The organism is Proteus myxofaciens ATCC 19692 (assembly GCF_001654855.1).
Taxonomy (GTDB): Bacteria; Pseudomonadota; Gammaproteobacteria; order Enterobacterales; family Enterobacteriaceae; genus Proteus; species Proteus myxofaciens.
On the sequence record NZ_LXEN01000040.1, the window covers coordinates 1 to 16,652 of the forward strand.

A 16,652-nucleotide genomic window follows, 5' to 3' on the forward strand; every position below is an offset into this window, starting at 1 on the left:
AGATAGTTATTCTTTTTTTACTTATTTGGTTCTAAATAAAATAAATTCATCATTTTATTTGTGTAATATATCTAATGAAAAAGCCAAATTTCGATCTATTAAATAGACGAAATCAGATTAATAGTAAAAAAAATCTTAAGATTAATCTCAAATTTTATTTTCTCTAAGCAATTCGACATTATTTAACCAAATAAAGTATCCCCATTCTAAATTAATAAAATGGGGATACGAATAAATAGAAATAATATTCAAAGAGTCTCTTAGCGAATACGACCTAAACTACCTCTACGACATAAATCACGACGAATTCGAGTGATACCTGTTTGTGGCTTTTCATCTTCTTCAAGACTTGCTAATACAAGTTCTAATATTCGCTCAGCAATATCTCGATGACGTTGCGCCACAGATAAAACAGGGCATTCAAGAAAATCAAGTAACTCCTGATCACCAAAAGTTGCAATAACCAACTGTGTGGGTAAACGGCCACTTCGTTGCAAAGTAACATCCATTACACCCTGTAATAATGCAAAAGACGTCGTAAACAGTGCATCAGGCATAGAGTTATTATCTAACCATACTGAGAAAGCCTCAGCGGCGGCTTCCCTTTCATAACTATTTGCATAGAGGTAAGAAACTTTACGAGGATCATCTTGCCAGACATTACGAAAACCTTGTTCACGTAAAAAACTGACTGAAAGTTCAGGAAGTGCACCTAAATAAAGAACAGATTCAGCAGGGAAAGACTTAAGCTCTGTTGCAAGCATGGTGGCATCTTCTAAATCATCACCAACAACACTAATAAAATGTTCACTTTCTAGTGCCCTATCGAGTGCAATAATAGGCAATGAACGATTAGCCCAGCGTTGATAAAAAGGATGCTCTGGAGGTAGAGCGGTTGACACAATAATTGCATCGACTTGGCGTTGCAATAAATGTTCAACACAGCGAATTTCGTTGTCGGGTTGATCTTCGGAACATGCGATTAATAATTGATAACCACGTTGGCGAGCTTGTCTTTCAAGATAGTTAGCTATTCTTGTATAACTGGTATTCTCCAAATCAGGAATAACCAAACCAATAGAACGCGTACGACCGGCACGTAACCCTGCTGCAACCGCGTTTGGGTGGTAATTATGCTCTCTGACTACCGCCATCACTTTTTCAACAGTCTTGTCACTTACACGGTACTGTTTCGCCTTACCATTAATGACATAACTTGCTGTTGTTCGTGAAACACCAGCCAAGCGGGCGATTTCATCCAGTTTCACATTAGCCTCTTCTACTTATAGTGGTATTTAATTGGTACATTATTTCTGTAATTCTCAGTCATAATGCTGATCTGAATTAGCATTTTAACACAATTTACTGATAAAACCGTATGCGTCAACGTTTCCGTTTATCTCATTTACCGATTATTTTTATTATTATTGATTATTAATCAATAAGCACTCAAGAAAAACCCCAAAAATTGATATCCAACTTTTGGGGAGTCGTTTAATTTTCGAAAAGATATTTTTTTATTATTTATCATCAATCTAAATACATAGATTCGATTTCAGTTTGATAACGTTCTGAAATAATTTTTCGTCGCAGTTTTAAAGTGGGTGTAAGCTCACCCGATTCCATTGAAAAGCCTTCTGCTAATAACGTAAAGCGCTTCACTTTATGAAAGCTTGCAAAATTTTTCTGCATATCACGTAATCGTTCGTCAAAAAGCTCTTTAATTTTGGCATGTCGTAACAACTCAATCCGATCGTGATATTTTAAATTTAATGCACAGGCATGCTCTTCTAGCGCTTCATAGCAAGGCACTATCAATGCTGAGACAAACTTACGTGTATCCGCAATGACCGCAATATGTTCGATAAATCTATCTTGCCCCAATGTTCCTTCAATCATTTGTGGTGCAATATACTTGCCATTTGATGTTTTCATTAAGTCTTTTAAACGTTCAGTAATATAAAGGCAGCCATCGTCATCCATAGCGCCTGCATCACCAGTTCTTAACCAACCATCTTCGGTGAATGCGGCCGCAGTATCTTCCGGCTTATTAAAATATCCTTTCATTACGATATTACCGCGTACTTGTATTTCATTTTCGTCACCAATACGCACATCAACACCAGGTAATGGAGTACCTATAGAGCCTAATTTATAGTGGTTCTCTTCCCAGCAAGAAACAGTGGCACATGTTTCAGTCATCCCATAGCCATATTTGATATTAATACCAGCGGCTAAGAAAAAGTGAATAACGGTATCATCAAGTCGCGCACCTGCCGCAGGTAAAAAGCGAACACGTCCCCCTAAAACTTGGCGTAAAGGTGCTAGCACTTTTTTATCTGCAATACGATAACACCAACGAGAAAATAAATTAGGCTGATGATTATCTAACATTGCTCTGCGCTGTTTATCTCCTTGCTTTATCGCCCATGCAAAAATATGTTTTCTTAAAAAAGAGGCTTGAGATACTTTATCTTGAATTGCGCTATACACTTTTTCATAAAAGCGAGGAACCGCACACATTACCGTAGGTTTAACATCACTCATTGCATCTCTTACTGCATGAGTATCTTTTAAATAAACATTGAGTGCGCCAGTATGCATGACATAAAAACTCCACGCTCTTTCAAAAACATGTGATAGAGGCAGAAAACATAATGAAACATCATTATCAGATAAAGAAAGACGTTCATCATGAAGATAAAGTTGTGAAGCGAGATTTGTATAATCGAGCATAACGCCTTTAGGCTCACCGGTTGTGCCCGAGGTATATATAAGCGTAAAAAGATCGTCTAAACGGCAATCGTTAATACGTTGTTGTAGCTCATCATCGTACTTGAACACTGTTTCATTAATCAGTGAACTGAGATAGCAGGAAGGAATGTGTTCATCTAATACTACATTATTATCAAAAACAATAACTTGCTCAATATGTGGACATTGTTGTAAAAGTTCAGCCACAATATCATATTGCTTTTGTTCACCTACAAAAAGAATACGAATATTTGCATCATTTAAAACATAAGCAGCTTGGTCAACACTGCTTGTTGCGTAAAGCGGTACAGTGACTGCACGCAGTTGTAATGTTGCAATATCAGCAATAGACCAATCAATCATGTTTTGAGAAAAAATCCCAACATTTTCTTGTATATCAACGCCCATATTAAGTAGGGCATTTGAGAGTGCACGTGTTTTCTTAGCAAGTGTTTCCCATGATAAATCAATATTACATTGAGTATCCCACTGCTTATAAGCAATATGATTTTTTCTACTAAAAAACTGTGTCTGCAACCTTTTAACTATATGATAATCATATAAATTATTATTATTTGTCATAACTTTCCTATTATTTAGGGAAAAGCGATAAGAGAGTGAAATTAAAATAAGTAAAGTAACTTGCTAATAATTTCAGCTTACAACTGTTCGCTGACTATAATCAAAGTCTAAGTGATCCACCAAAATAAAGGAATGTAAATTTACACAAATTTGTAAAATTGTGAGTCATGAAAAGTTTTGTCAATAAAAAGGCGTTTATAAACTGCTAAAAATAAAAAATGAACAAAAAGCAAACAAAAGAAAATAAACCATATGAAACAATTGGTTAAATTAACTATTATTTCTTTTTTTCTAAAAAATTTATAAAGTTTTGATAAAACTTGTATTAGGAAAGGTAAATAAGACATAACGGGGATATTATAAATAATATAGGGCAAAAATAGTGACAGAATCCAATTTACTCTTTTTCAGTAGTAACATCATAATTATCTTGATGGATCATTAGTATGAACTAATGCTGTCTGCCACTATTTCTGCATAATTAGCATTCAATACTAATTATGAGCGAAAACACTCTTAATCTTTGCAAACTTCACTTAATAGATTTTTCATCCATAAGTGACCTTTATCACGAGCTGTAGATTCATGCCAAATTAAATAGCATGGACGTTCTGCTTTCTCCCAAGGTAAGGGTACTGCTTTAATATTAAGCTGATCTGCATAACATTCAACTAACCATCTAGGTGCAATAGCGACCATATAGGTTTTAGAAACAATATTTAAAACACTGTTTAAATCTGTTCCTTGGTAGGTAATTAAATCTTCTAATTCTGTATCTTTATAATAAGGAATACTAAACGATCCAACATCATCTAAAGAAACAATTGAATGATGTTCTTTTAATAACATTTCTTCAGTTACGCTATGTTGAATACGAGGGTGTTTATTTGAAACAACTAAAACAACTTCGTCATTAAATAAAGGATGTGAATGAAATTCCGGTTTTTCGAATTGTTTATAATTAATAAAAAACTCAACTTCTTGGTATTTTAATTGATGTTCTATATTACTATTTAAGTAAGACTTAATATTAACATTAATATTTGGTGTTTGTGTTTTAATTCTTTCTACTATTTGAGGAGCTAATTTAATATCTAAAGGACTGCAAATAGATAAATTAAATATACGTTCACTTTGAGCTGGTTCAAATCCAGCACCAGGTAGCTCATTATGGACTAATTGCAATGCTTGTCTTACTGGTCCAAAAAGCTGCTTTGCTCTTAACGTAGGTTGAATACCTCGGCCATACCGAACAAATAATTCGTCATTAAACATTACCTTAAGTCGTGATACCGCATTACTAACGGCGGGTTGCGACATGCCCAAAACTTGAGCAGCACGTGTTACATTTTGCATTTGCATAACAGCATCAAATACCGTTAATAAATTAAGATCAACATTACGTAAATGCATATCTGCTGATTCTTTGCTGGTAGCTGTTGCTGATGTGTAATCCGTCATTTCTTACTCCACTATGTTATCATAATAGTTAATTAGTTATTATTAATTATTTATTAAAAATTCAGATTAATAATATATAAGCTTTAACCATTACTTTAACTATTTATTAAAATTTATTATTTATCGTCCGTGCATATAACTAAACATATAAAAAATATGTTTTCTTTCATTTTTCATCTAAAAATGAAAATTTAATATTGAAATTATATGTATAGAAAATGATTATATCGATATATATTACAAGTTGTTTTACCTTCTGCCTTGCAAATAATAAAACAAAGCATGATAAAAATCATAATTAAATGATTATCTTTCTCTCCTAAAATAGCATATTCGGAGTAATTGCAATTGATAATACATTCATTTTTATTCTTACATTCAAAACGTTGCTTTAATTTATAGAACAATCATTTTTTGAAGTTACTCCATTTTCTTGTTACTTCTCTGATTAAAAAAAAAGCAAACAATTGTTTAATTTTCTATTTCACTTGTTTTTAAACTCTGCACAGAACATTAACCCAATCAATGATTCTTTAATAGATATAACTATCACTAAAAATTTAGATATTAGTCAGAATTACCAAGAAAAACATATGAATCACAAAGCATCAACAAGAAAACAAATATCAACACTTGACATAGTGATTGGTATTCTGTATCAATAATTAAATATTATTAAGAACTTTTTTAAGGATGCTTCATGTTTTACGCAATTTTACTACTTAGCCTGCTACTACTCGCAACATTGATGCGCGGTCGGCTAATGGGTAAAAAATGAAGCATACCACCCCTTAGAAAAACCCGCGCTAGTCGCGGGTTTTTTTATACCTGGGAGCGCGCTAAAAATTACAGAAAATAGAAGGAACAGATTATGAGCAATAATGTGATTATTTTTGATACAACCTTACGAGATGGCGAACAAGCATTGCAAGCAAGTTTGAGCGTTAAAGAAAAATTGCAAATTGCTTATGCGCTAGAGCGTTTAGGTGTTGATATCATTGAAGCTGGTTTCCCTGTTTCTTCTCCTGGCGATTTTGAATCTGTGCAAACTATTGCGCGGGAAATTAAAAATAGCCGTATTTGTGCGTTAGCTCGTTGTGTTGATAACGACATTGATATTGCTGCGGAATCATTAAAAGTCGCTGAAGCATTTCGTATTCACGTATTTTTAGCCACATCTGCATTACATGCTGAGCATAAGTTAAAAAAATCGTTTGATGACATTATTGAAATGGGGACTCATGCGATTAAACGTGCACGTCGCTATACTGATGATGTTGAATTCTCCTGTGAAGATGCAGGTCGTACACATATTGATAATTTATGTCGCATTGTAGAAAACGCCATTGATGCCGGTGCTACAACTATCAATATTCCTGATACCGTGGGTTATACAACACCTTATCAATTTGGAGGAATTATTAGCGACTTATTTAATCGCGTTCCAAATATTGATAAAGCGATTATTTCTGTCCACTGTCATGATGATTTAGGAATGGCAGTTGCGAACTCAATAACAGCAGTACAAGCAGGTGCAAGACAAATTGAAGGGACAATTAACGGATTAGGTGAACGAGCGGGTAATTGCGCATTAGAAGAAGTCATCATGGCAATTAAAGTACGTGAACAAATGATGAATGTGCATACTCATATTAATCACAAAGAAATTTATCGTACCAGCCAATTAGTCAGCCAATTATGCAATACACCTATTCATGCCAATAAATCCATAGTTGGCACCAATGCATTCGCTCACTCATCAGGCATCCATCAAGATGGCGTTTTGAAAAATCGTGAAACATACGAAATTATGACGCCTGAGTCCATTGGCTTAAAAGAAGTACAACTAAATTTAACCTCTCGTTCAGGTCGTGCCGCAGTAAAACATCGTATGGAAGAAATGGGATATAGAGATACAGATTATAACTTAGATAATTTATATGCCGCTTTCTTACGTTTAGCCGATAAAAAAGGCCAAATTTTTGATTATGACTTAGAAGCATTGGCTTTTATGGGGCAACAACAACAAGAACCTGATCAATTTATCATGAACTATTTTAACACCCAATCAAGCTCATCAACCGTTGCAACTGCCAGTGTTTCAATTACCTGTGGAAATAAAGAAATTACCGAAGCCGCAACAGGAAATGGCCCTGTAGATGCTGTTTATCAAGCGATATCACGAGCAACAGGCTATCCACTGCAATTAGTTTCTTATCAGTTAACAGCTAAAGGTGCTGGTAAAGATGCATTAGGACAAGTCGATATTGTCGTCGAATATCAAGGTCGAAAATTCCATGGTATGGGATTAGAAACAGATATCGTCGCGTCTTCAGCAAATGCCATGATGCATGTTATCAACAGTATCTGGCGCTCTGAGCAAGTCGAAATAGAAAAACGCAAACAACAAACAACACAAGAAGCGATTTAATTATGTCTAAAAATTATCAAATTGCAGTATTACCCGGAGATGGTATTGGTCCTGAAGTCATGGTTCAAGCGCAAAAAGTGATAGATGCTATAAATATGCGTTTTTCACTCAATATTACAACGAAAGAGTTTGATATTGGTGGCATTGCTATCGATAACTATGGCACACCATTGCCACAAGAAACATTAGAAGGTTGTGAGAAAGCTGACGCTATTTTATTTGGTTCTGTTGGGGGTCCTAAATGGGAACATCTGCCAGCAAATGAACAACCTGAACGCGGTGCATTGTTGCCATTGCGTAAACATTTTAACTTGTTTTGTAATTTACGCCCTGCTCGTTTGTATGAAGGATTAGAAGCTTATTGCCCATTACGAGCTGATATTGCTCAGCGTGGATTTGATATTTTATGTGTACGTGAATTAACAGGTGGTATCTATTTCGGTCAACCCAAAGGACGTGAAGGTGAAGGCGCACAAGAGAAAGCGTTTGATACTGAAGTGTATCATCGCTATGAAATTGAGCGTATTGCACGTTTTGCTTTTGATTCAGCACGCAAACGTCGTAACAAAGTAACGTCTATAGATAAAGCCAACGTATTGCAAAGCTCTATTTTATGGCGTGAAGTTGTGACTGAAATTGCCAAAGAATATCCTGATGTTGGAATTCAACACATGTATATCGATAACGCAACGATGCAGTTAATTAAAGATCCCTCTCAATTTGATGTCATCTTATGTTCAAATATTTTTGGCGATATTTTATCTGATGAATGCGCGATGATAACAGGCTCAATGGGTATGCTACCTTCAGCGAGTATTAATGAAGAGCGCTTTGGTTTATATGAACCCGCAGGTGGCTCTGCGCCAGATATCGCAGGCAAAAATATCGCTAACCCAATTGCACAAATATTATCAGCCGCATTGTTACTACGTTATAGCTTTAATGAAGATAATGCAGCAAAAGCAATTGAAGACGCTATTACAAAAGTATTAGCACAAGGCTATCGTACAGCGGATTTAGCAGGAGAAGGTAATGCAATAACAACAGCTGAAATGGGTGATTACATCACTAAGTATATTCGAGAAGGAGTATAAACATGGGAAAAACATTGTATCAAAAAATCTATGATGCACATGTGGTGCGCGAACAAGCCGAAGAAACTCCTATCTTATATATCGATAGACATTTAGTGCATGAAGTCACTTCACCGCAAGCATTTGATGGATTAAGAACGAAAGGACGACCCGTTCGTCAACCCAATAAAACATTTGCCACGATGGATCATAACGTTTCAACGCAAACTAAAGATATTAATGCGTGTGGCGATATGGCGCGAATTCAAATGCAAGAATTAATGAAAAACTGTGAAGAGTTTGGCGTTACTTTGTATGATTTAAATCATCCATTGCAAGGTATTGTCCATGTCATGGGGCCTGAGCAAGGATTAACATTGCCAGGTATGACGATTGTTTGTGGTGATTCTCATACGGCGACACATGGTGCTTTTGGCGCTATCGCTTTTGGTATTGGGACATCAGAAGTTGAACACGTATTAGCAACACAAACATTAAAACAATTTCGTGCTAAAACCTTGAAAATTGAAGTACAAGGGAAAACAGCCCCTGGCATCACGGCAAAAGATATCGTTTTAGCTATAATCGGCAAATTAGGTAGTGCTGGTGGTACTGGCTATATTATTGAATTTACTGGTGAAGCTATCAAAGCCTTAAGTATGGAAGGCCGAATGACATTATGTAATATGGCAATTGAAATGGGAGCAAAAGCAGGTTTAGTCGCACCAGATGAAACGACTTTTGAATATTTAAAAGGCCGTCAATTTGCACCTAAAGATGCACAATGGGATGACGCCGTTAATTATTGGAAAACATTAAAATCAGATGAAGATGCACAGTTTGATGCCACTGTGACATTAAATGCAGCCGATATCGCGCCACAAGTGACATGGGGAACTAATCCTGGACAAGTGATCGCTATCGATCAAATTATTCCAACATTAAATAGTTTTAACGATCCTGTTGAACGTGCTTCTGCTAAAAAAGCGTTAGCTTATATGGGATTGGATGAAGGCATTCATTTAACCGATATTTCTATTGATAAAGTATTTATTGGATCCTGCACTAATTCACGTATTGAAGATTTACGCGCAGCGGCTGAAATAGCGAAAGGACGCAAAGTCGCCTCACATGTACAAGCAATTATTGTTCCTGGCTCAGGGCCAGTTAAAGCACAAGCTGAAGCAGAAGGATTAGATAAAATATTTATTGAAGCTGGCTTTGAATGGCGCTTACCCGGTTGCTCTATGTGTTTAGCTATGAATAACGACCGCTTAAATCCCGGTGAACGTTGTGCATCCACTAGCAATCGTAATTTTGAAGGTCGCCAAGGTCGTGGTGGTAGAACACATTTAGTTAGCCCAGCAATGGCAGCAGCTGCCGCCATTAATGGACGCTTTGCTGATATTCGTACCTTTGCAACAAAGACTGTTTAAAGGAGAGCCTAGATGAATAAATTTACGCAACATACTGGAATAGTGGCACCTTTAAATACCGCCAATGTGGATACTGATGCCATCATTCCTAAACAATTTTTACAGAAAGTCACTCGGACTGGCTTTGGTAAACATCTATTTCACGATTGGCGATTTTTAGATGATGCAGGTACACAACCTAATCCTGACTTTATTCTTAATCAATCTCAATACCAAGACGCGTCTATCTTATTAGCGCGTGAAAATTTTGGTTGTGGTTCATCAAGAGAACATGCGCCATGGGCATTAACTGATTATGGTTTTCATGCGGTGATAGCACCAAGTTTTGCTGATATCTTTTACGGTAATTCATTAAATAACCAATTGTTACCAATTAAATTAACCGACGATGAGATAGACCAATTATTTACATGGGTACAAGAACATGTAGGCACTCCAATTACAGTCGATTTAGTGGCCCAGAAAGTAAATGCAGGTGAATTGTCGTTCTCATTTGAAATTGATTCATTTCGCCGTCATTGCATGATTGAAGGTTTAGATAGCATTGGCCTGACACTTCAGCATCAAGATGCGATTAGTGACTATGAAGCTAAACAGCCTGCCTTTATGCGTTAAGCTTATTAGGTGTAATTTCTTCTACTTTAAAATGTTGTCATTCTTTGCCGTAAATGTATTTACGGCTTTTTTTATTCAAAATAAAGCAAAATAGCCAGTGATTATTATCACTGGCCGGTAATCACCGATTGCTCAAATGGGGAGTCTGTTAGAGTTCACATAATTTAAATCACTAACAATAGAGCTAACTTTAAACATGTCTATTATCGGTCTAATATAAGGAAATTAAAATTGATCACTTTGACAAGGCATTTCCTCTTTTATGACTTCATCCCGCTTAGAGTTACAATTTATTCGATTATGGCAAGCCTTTCAGGGAAAGACATCTGAAACCAGTTTAGAAGCACTATCTGAAATATTGCATTGTACTCGTCGACATATCCGTTCACTGTTAAATAAAATGCAAGAAATAGGATGGTTAGAATGGCATTCACAAGCAGGTAGAAGCAAAAAATCAACACTCATCTTTCGGTCTAATGCCTTTGAAATCTTGCAAGAGCGAGCAGAACGATTAATTGAAGAGAACGATATTGAAAAGCTGGTGACATTAATGGGAGATAAAGATCATGTGCGTCAAATGATCCTTTCTCAAATTGAAAAAAGCTTTCATCCAAGCCAGCAATTATTACGCATAATATATTATCGCCCTTTTCATAATTTACTTCCAGGAACACCACTTAGGCGCTCAGAATTACATTTAATGAGTCAAATTTTTAACTCGTTAGTTCATTTAAAAGAGGAAAATGGGGAAATAGAACCCGAATTAGCGCACCACTGGCAAATGATCAATAAACAGCATTGGCGTTTTTATCTACGACCTGCTATTTATTTTCATCATGGTCGTGAATTAACAACAGAAGATGTCACCACCTCTTTAATGAGAATGAAACAAAACAATCCACTTTATGCGCATATTGAAAAAATAGTCTCACCTCAACCTTATGTTATCGATATTTATTTATCCACTCCTGATAAACAATTTGTCGCGCTATTAGGTAGCCCACAATCGGCTATTTTACCCAGTGAATGGCAATCTATTGAAAACTTTGCACAACATCCTATCGGCACAGGTGCTTATCAAATTATTGCTAATGACAACCATAAACTACAAATCAAAGCATTTAACCGTTATTTTGGATTAAGGGCGTTGTTAGATAAGATTGATATTTGGGTTGTACCAGAATTAAATAATAAAATGGTTTGCTCCACTCTTTATTTAACTGATGATAAGACCAATAAAGATTCACTCGAAAGCCGTAAAGAAGAAGGATGCTATTTTTTACTTTATGATAGCCGCTCAATACAGTGCCAACAAATTGAAATAAGGGAATGGTTAAGTAGCGTATTAACACCTCTTAATATTTTAGCAAATTGCGAGGCTTTCTATCAGCGGCACTGGTCCCCTGCTTATGGTTTATTACTTCATTGGCATCATAGTAAATTAATACAACAACATCCAAAACCCAACTCTCTCACTAAGCTCACTATCTCGCTTTATAAAGAGCATCATGAATATCTTACTATTGCGAATTTAATCAAAAAAATCCTATTGCAATATGATATCGAACTAACGCTGCAAATTATCGATTATGAGCAATGGTATAATGGTAATGCAGAAAGTGATATTTGGTTAGCCACCGTTAATTTTTATAAACCATTAGAGTTTTCAATTTTTGCTTCACTTTATGAATTGCCACTTTTCCACCATTGTTTAGGAAAGTCATTTTCAAAAGATCTGGAATTATGGCATCAGAAAAAGCTCCCTTTAGAGCAATGGTGCCAACAACTCACTCAAGATATTTGGCTTTATCCTCTTTTTCATCATTTGTTAGAACTACAAGGGGAAAAAACAATGCGAGGTATAAAAATGAACACATTTGGTTGGTTTGATTTTAAATCAGCCTGGTTTACCACCGATATTGATACTGAAACTGAATAAGTGAAGATAAAATAGCCAAATAATGTTGTTAAATCATTCCCTAAATTACGTTAATACACAGAAAAAAGAAAAGTTATAAACATGGAGGTAAAGACTCAGGGGATTTATTCACTTTTTCTGTGGATATCTATGTGAAAAAGAGTGAGATAATCAGGGTATAGTTTTTCTATCACTAAAAAAGTAATTATAACAAAATAAAAAATATTACTTATAATTCAAATCAATAGACATTTTTATTTACCTATTCCAGCGATTGGATAAACCGATGGAAATAGCTTGATGCTCAAATCGTACAATAAACAACCTCAGCCTGTTTTATCCACAGGTTATGCTGGTTAGTTAGACAAAATAGGGAGATCTTGGCTAAGATCTACAAAAGTCAAGGCTGTAAATCAGAACAGTGATCTCACTTTTATCAAGTTATCCCATAAAGCTGTGGATAACCTAGTGTAAAAGCCTGTTCATGATTTCAGGATAACCGTGCACAACTTATTTTCTTTTATTTCAATCGAGGAATTAATACAAAAAAATAGCGATATATCATGCTATTATGATTTAAATAAAATAATAAAAAAAACTAAGTATTACGCTCTCTTTTTCTGTTTATTTTTTATACAAGAAGAAAATAATTATGTTAATACCTCCAGCATCACCTAAAAATGAACAAGAGTTGCTCGATAGAGCAACATCTTTAGCAGGCTACAATTTTGGTGAACTTGCCGCTTATGCAAAGCTTCCTATTCCTGAAAATTTGAAACGAGATAAAGGCTGGGTTGGCATGTTGCTAGAGTATTATTTAGGTGCCAGCGCAGGAAGTAAACCAGAACAAGACTTTAGTGATCTCGGTATCGAATTAAAAACGATTCCTATTGATAGGTTTGGTATGCCACTGGAAACTACTTTTGTTTGTGTTGCTGCTTTAACAGGAAATAGTGGAATCACATGGGAAAATAGCCATGTCAAACACAAGCTCTCACGCGTCTTATGGGTGCCTGTTGAAGGAGAAAGAGAAATCCCTTTAGCACAACGAAGAGTTGCCTCACCGTTACTCTGGAGCCCAAATAAGGTAGAAGAAGAACTACTACGCCATGACTGGGAAGAACTCATGGATATGATTGTTCTTGGTAAAGTGGAAAGTATTACTGCTCGTCATGGGCAAGTTTTGCAAATTAGACCCAAGGCAGCTAATAGCAAAGTATTAACAGAAGCCATTGGTGAAAATGGGCAACGTATTATGACATTACCTCGTGGTTTTTATCTGAAAAAGAATTTTACAGCACCATTAATTGCGCGTTATTTCAAACTTTAGTTCAGATAAAAAAGCCCTGTGCTATAAAGCACAAGGCATTAATAAATCTATTTTTATTCTTTATGATGTACTTTATATACAAGGGGTAGATGCTAATCTCACACCAACAGCACGAGTAATTTCAGTTAGTGTTGTTAACGTAGGATTTCCATTTTCTGATAAGGCACGATAGATATGCTGGCGAGATAAACCTGATTTTTTGGCTATTTCACCGACACCACCATGCGCATCAATAATCTGTCTTAATACTATGAGAAATGCACCAATACCGCCAGGTTCATAGATATCTTCTAACGCTGTTTGTAAATAGATTTCCGCATACCCCGGATTTTCTCTTAATTCTTTCACCATATGATGGTCATGATCAACAGACGCTGAAACTTTTTTACTGTTCACTTTGATTATATTATTTGTCATTTTGTTAGATTTACTCATTCCTTTGTCCTTATTTGATAATCTTTGAGATAAGAAACGGCTTTATCTATATCAGCTTTCTGTGAAGCTTTGGTGCCACCGATAAGTAAAAGAATAATTAATCCATTTTCTATCGAATAATAAATTCGATATCCCTGTGCATAATTAATTCGTAAAGCCCATACACCTTCTCTTTCAAATTTATGATCAGCAAAGATTCCTGTACATGCTCTTGTCACTTGCATCTCAATTTTAGCGGCAGTTTGTGGATCCTTTTTCCTTAGTTTTGTTATCCATTCGGTATAAGGTACTTTCTGATATTTATCTTGATAACGTACTATTTTATATAACATTTATATCCTTATAATAATAACAATACATCCTTGTTTTGCTAAGAATTCCCATAAAGAATTGTAACTTATAAATGACAATCGTCAATAAAATAAAGATATTTATATATAAAAAAGCCCTGTGCTATAAAGCACAAGGCATTAATAGATAGAAGAGATTTTGTTTATTAATTAACGGTAAACAATACCGCCATCAGTCAAAATAGCTTGACCCGTGATGTAATCAGAATCATCACTTGCTAAGAACGAAACTAATGCAGCAACATCATCAGGTGTTTGAGCTCTACCTAGCGCAATACCATCAACATATTTTTTATAAGTTTCACCTTTTGGTGCACCTGTAATTTCTGCAAAACGTTCATCAATTTCAACCCACATATCAGTACCAACAATACCTGGGCAATAGGCGTTAACAGTAATACCTGCACTTGCATATTCTTTTGCAGCAGCTTGGGTTAAGGCTCTTACTGCAAATTTAGTTGCTGAGTAAACGCCTAGCATTGCAAAACCATCATGTCCTGCAATCGAGGATGCATTGATAATTTTACCTTTATGACCTAACTCTTTAAATTTCTCAGACGCTGCTTGAATACCCCACATCACGCCATTAACGTTGATTTTAAAGATCCTATCCATATCTTCAGGAGTGACATCAGCAAGTGGTTTAACTTGGGCAATACCTGCATTATTGATTATCACATCAAAGCCACCTAGTTCTTTTTCAGCGTGATTTACCGCTGCAAACACTTCATCACGGTGACTAATATCTGCCGCAAATGTTGTTGTTTTTCGACCTAATGCTTCAATTTCTTTAGCAACATCAGCTAACTTATCTGCTTTTAAGTCAACCAGTGCGATATCAGCACCTTCTTTTGCTAAACGTAATGCAATACCGCGACCAATTCCCTGAGCAGCACCTGTAACTAGAATTACTTTACCATTCAAAGCCATTGTCTTTCTCCTAGAGAGATATTAAATAAAAAATTCCTTTAAAAGGGATTCGATTAATATATTAACAATAGCAATTAAAACTACAGATGACAAAATAACGATCATTCACTAATAAAGTGAACTATATGAATAAAACATACTGTAAATAGTTATCATTTAGTAAAAATAAGTATTTAGAACAAGGTTTGAAGGCTGAAAATAGCAGAAATGAATTTATCACTAAAAATATAAATTTGGCAAAAAATGCTTAACATCTTCATTAATAAAAGAAAAGACGACACATCATTTTCAGCATCGCCTTTTTTGTATTCAGAAAATAAATAAACTTTATTTTTTTGCAGCTTGTAAATAAAGCATATCAAGTGCGATCGTTGCACCTGCTAATGCAGTGATATCAGATTGATCGTAAGCAGGAGAAACTTCAACTAAATCCATACCAATAATATTTAAAGGCTGTAAAGCACGTAGAATTTTTAGTGCTTTATCCGTGGTTAAACCACCAACAACAGGCGTACCTGTTCCTGGTGCAAAAGCAGGATCTAGGCAATCGATATCAAACGTAAGATAAATCGGGAGATCACCAACAATACTAGTGATTTGACTGACTAAATCATCAACACCACGATCATTGACTTGAGCTGCATCTAAGACAGTAAAACCATTATCAGGCTCATATTCAGTACGAATACCGATTTGTACAGAATGATGAGGATCGATTAAACCTTCTTTTGGCGCATGATAAAACATCGTACCATGATCAAACTTGCTACCATTAGAATACGTATCTGTATGCGCATCAAAATGTACAAGTGCCATTTTACCAAAATGTTTAGCGTGAGCACGTAACAGTGGCAGAGTAACAAAGTGATCTCCACCAAATGTTAGACATTTTTTACCCGCAGCCAGTAGTTTCTCAATATGAGCTTCTAGTTTATCGCTCATATCCTGTGCATCACCAAAGTTAAAAACTAAATCGCCACAATCGACAACGTTTAAACGCTCACGCATATCGAATTTCCAAGGCCAGCGATGACCTTCCCACGCTAAATTAGTAGAAATTTGGCGAATAGCACTAGGACCTTGGCGAGTTCCAGCTCGACCTGACGTTGCCATATCAAAAGGTACACCAGTGATAACCCAATCAGCATCGCTACTATAAGGCTGAAAGTTTAAAGGGAACCGTAAAAAACCAAACGCATTAGAGATCAATGAATTGTCAATCTCATTACCTAACGTACTATTTTTCATACTATTACCTCTGTTACTTATATATATTTATATACAAGTAACATATAAATCAATGTGATAGATAAAAGTGATGCGTTAACATCACTTAT

13 protein-coding genes are annotated in these 16,652 nt (G+C 35.6%); 6 read left to right on the forward strand and 7 right to left on the reverse strand.

Annotated features, from left to right (window positions below):
* Positions 1-260: 260 nt before the first annotated feature.
* From cra to leuO, 3 genes are all read right to left on the reverse strand, one after another.
* A complete protein-coding gene (gene cra / locus M983_RS04635; RefSeq protein WP_066747755.1) occupies positions 261-1,268 on the reverse strand; it encodes a catabolite repressor/activator in 1,008 nt (335 codons plus the stop codon).
* A 262-nt stretch (positions 1,269-1,530) separates the two neighbouring features.
* Positions 1,531-3,336: an AMP-dependent synthetase/ligase gene (locus M983_RS04640; protein ID WP_066747758.1), complete on the reverse strand. Its 1,806-nt coding sequence runs from the start codon at positions 3,334-3,336 to the stop codon at positions 1,531-1,533.
* 516 nt (positions 3,337-3,852) lie between these two features.
* A complete protein-coding gene (gene leuO / locus M983_RS04645) occupies positions 3,853-4,797 on the reverse strand; it encodes a transcriptional regulator LeuO (RefSeq protein WP_066747761.1) in 945 nt (314 codons plus the stop codon).
* Positions 4,798-5,668: 871 nt separating this feature from the next.
* Between leuO and leuA the strand changes: the two genes are divergently transcribed.
* The 6 genes from leuA (at position 5,669) to mutH (ending at position 13,600) form a co-directional block, all read left to right on the forward strand.
* A complete protein-coding gene (gene leuA / locus M983_RS04650) occupies positions 5,669-7,228 on the forward strand; it encodes a 2-isopropylmalate synthase (RefSeq protein WP_066747764.1) in 1,560 nt (519 codons plus the stop codon).
* 2 nt (positions 7,229-7,230) lie between these two features.
* On the forward strand, positions 7,231-8,322 hold the full coding sequence (leuB, locus tag M983_RS04655; RefSeq protein ID WP_066747766.1) for a 3-isopropylmalate dehydrogenase: 1,092 nt from the start codon (positions 7,231-7,233) through the stop codon (positions 8,320-8,322).
* 2 nt (positions 8,323-8,324) lie between these two features.
* On the forward strand, positions 8,325-9,737 hold the full coding sequence (gene leuC, locus M983_RS04660; RefSeq protein ID WP_066747769.1) for a 3-isopropylmalate dehydratase large subunit: 1,413 nt from the start codon (positions 8,325-8,327) through the stop codon (positions 9,735-9,737).
* Positions 9,738-9,749: 12 nt separating this feature from the next.
* Positions 9,750-10,352 (forward strand): 3-isopropylmalate dehydratase small subunit, encoded by a 603-nt coding sequence (gene leuD / locus M983_RS04665; protein ID WP_066747772.1) that lies wholly within the window; start codon positions 9,750-9,752, stop codon positions 10,350-10,352.
* A gap of 262 nt (positions 10,353-10,614) precedes the next feature.
* On the forward strand, positions 10,615-12,291 hold the full coding sequence (sgrR, locus tag M983_RS04670; protein WP_066747775.1) for an HTH-type transcriptional regulator SgrR: 1,677 nt from the start codon (positions 10,615-10,617) through the stop codon (positions 12,289-12,291).
* A gap of 631 nt (positions 12,292-12,922) precedes the next feature.
* The gene (gene mutH / locus M983_RS04675) at positions 12,923-13,600 is read left to right on the forward strand and encodes a DNA mismatch repair endonuclease MutH (protein WP_066747778.1); all 678 of its coding nucleotides are present in this window, start codon (positions 12,923-12,925) and stop codon (positions 13,598-13,600) included.
* A gap of 72 nt (positions 13,601-13,672) precedes the next feature.
* Here the strand turns inward: mutH and M983_RS04680 are convergent, their stop codons facing one another.
* The 4 genes from M983_RS04680 to speB all read right to left on the reverse strand — a co-directional run bounded on the left by M983_RS04680 (position 13,673) and on the right by speB (position 16,563).
* Positions 13,673-14,017: a helix-turn-helix domain-containing transcriptional regulator gene (locus M983_RS04680; protein WP_066747877.1), complete on the reverse strand. Its 345-nt coding sequence runs from the start codon at positions 14,015-14,017 to the stop codon at positions 13,673-13,675.
* Between the two features lie 14 nt (positions 14,018-14,031).
* Positions 14,032-14,367 (reverse strand): type II toxin-antitoxin system RelE/ParE family toxin, encoded by a 336-nt coding sequence (locus M983_RS04685; RefSeq protein ID WP_066747781.1) that lies wholly within the window; start codon positions 14,365-14,367, stop codon positions 14,032-14,034.
* A 168-nt stretch (positions 14,368-14,535) separates the two neighbouring features.
* Positions 14,536-15,315 carry an acetoin reductase gene (locus M983_RS04690; RefSeq protein ID WP_066747784.1) on the reverse strand — a complete coding sequence of 260 codons (780 nt, stop codon included), beginning with the start codon at positions 15,313-15,315 and terminating at the stop codon, positions 14,536-14,538.
* A 327-nt stretch (positions 15,316-15,642) separates the two neighbouring features.
* Positions 15,643-16,563 (reverse strand): agmatinase, encoded by a 921-nt coding sequence (gene speB, locus M983_RS04695; RefSeq protein ID WP_066747787.1) that lies wholly within the window; start codon positions 16,561-16,563, stop codon positions 15,643-15,645.
* Positions 16,564-16,652 lie beyond the last annotated feature (89 nt).